General features: G+C 53.0%; 1 protein-coding gene. It reads left to right on the plus strand.

Annotation, left to right across the window (positions count from 1 at the left end):
• Window positions 1-63: 63 nt before the first annotated feature.
• Window positions 64-1,424 (plus strand): IS3 family transposase gene (locus KW829_RS22680; protein ID WP_218309141.1). Its coding sequence is split into 2 segments (ribosomal slippage): window positions 64-514 and window positions 514-1,424, totalling 1,362 coding nucleotides; the frame shifts between segments, so codons are not numbered across the junction.
• Window positions 1,425-1,531: the final 107 nt, after the last annotated feature.

A 1,531-nucleotide genomic window follows, 5' to 3' on the forward strand; every position in this document is an offset into this window, starting at 1 on the left:
GGTGGCGATTGCACTGAACCCCGGATCCTGGACACCAGATTCCAAATCTGGAGGTTCAGAACAATGAAATATCCTTTCCATACCAGGCTTGCAGCTGTACTGCATTACATGGCCGGACAGTCGAGTATCAAAGAAACAGCCCACCTGTTCAGTGTGGGCAGAACCCCACTGACCCGCTGGCTGCGGGCTTACCGTCGTCAGGGTAAAGCCGGTCTGGAGGACCGTCCTGCGCGGACCTATACTGCAGAATTCAGGCTCCGCGTTGTCCTCTACGTCGCTGAAAACAGGTGCAGCTATGCGGAGGCTTCATCGCGCTTTGCCATCCCCAATGAGTCTCTTATTCTCGACTGGACGCAGCGTTACCGGAGGGGAGGTGAAAAAGCGCTTCACACTGCCAGACCCGGACCCGCTATGTCACAGAAAAAATATGTTCCCGGCGCCAAGCCTTTCAGTGAAATGACACCCAAAGAACTGCAGAGGGAGCTGGAATATCTGCGCGCGGAAAATGCTTACTTAAAAAAGCTGAAAGCCCTGAGAGAAGAAAATGCACTCAGGGAGCAGCAGAAAAAACCAGATTAGTGCAGTCGTTGCTGACGGCACACAGGCTGCCCTGCCTGCTGTATGCCGCGCGGTTGTCACGCAGCACATATTATTATCATGTCTCGCACCCTGAGCACGGGACTGAGCGTTATGCGGATGCAGTCAGTGCAATGAAGGCCATCAGCCATCGGCATGCGCAGCGTTATGGCTACCGGAGAATGACGAGAGCACTACGGGATAAGGGCTTCGTGCTTAATCACAAAACAGTGCGCAGGCTGATGAAGGAGCATGGACTCACCTGTCAGCTACGCCGGAAAAGATATCGCTCATATATGCCTGATGCGGGTCTGTCATCCGCCAATCTGCTGGCCCGGGACTTTAGCGCTGAACGAAGCGGGATCAAGTGGTGTACGGATGTGACGGAGTTCCGGGCCGGGGGACAGAAACTTTACCTGTCAGCCCTGCAGGATCTGTTCAATAACGAAATCGTGGCCTGGAATATGTCGACCAGTGCTTCACAGCCTCTGGTCTGCAGGATGCTGCATAAGGCCCTGAAAGCACACAGACATAGTGAAGGTCTGGTCTTACACAGCGATCAGGGCTGGGCTTACAGGACACCGGCATGGCGGTTAATGCTGGAAAAAGCCGGTATAGTCCAGAGTATGTCGCGAAAGGGAAACTGCCTGGATAATGCTGCGATGGAAAACTTCTTCAGCCATCTGAAAGTGGAGATGTACTATCGCAAGAGATATGGTTGCGTGAAAGAGCTGGAGCGGGATATCAAGGCTTATATTCGTTACTTCAACACTGAACGAATCAGCCTGAAAACTGGCGGCCTGAGCCCGGTGGCGTACCGGACTCAGGCAGAAAAAACAAAAGAATAAAGGTGTCCAGGAAACGGGGTTCAGTGCAGATTGAGCCACCCTGGCACGTTCACCGGTCATGTCGTTACAGAGTAGCAAGGAACATAAAGTGAACGGAATGACCACCA

The sequence above is a fragment of the Enterobacter sp. ENT02 genome, assembly GCF_019219165.1.
Lineage (GTDB): Bacteria > Pseudomonadota > Gammaproteobacteria > Enterobacterales > Enterobacteriaceae > Enterobacter > Enterobacter mori.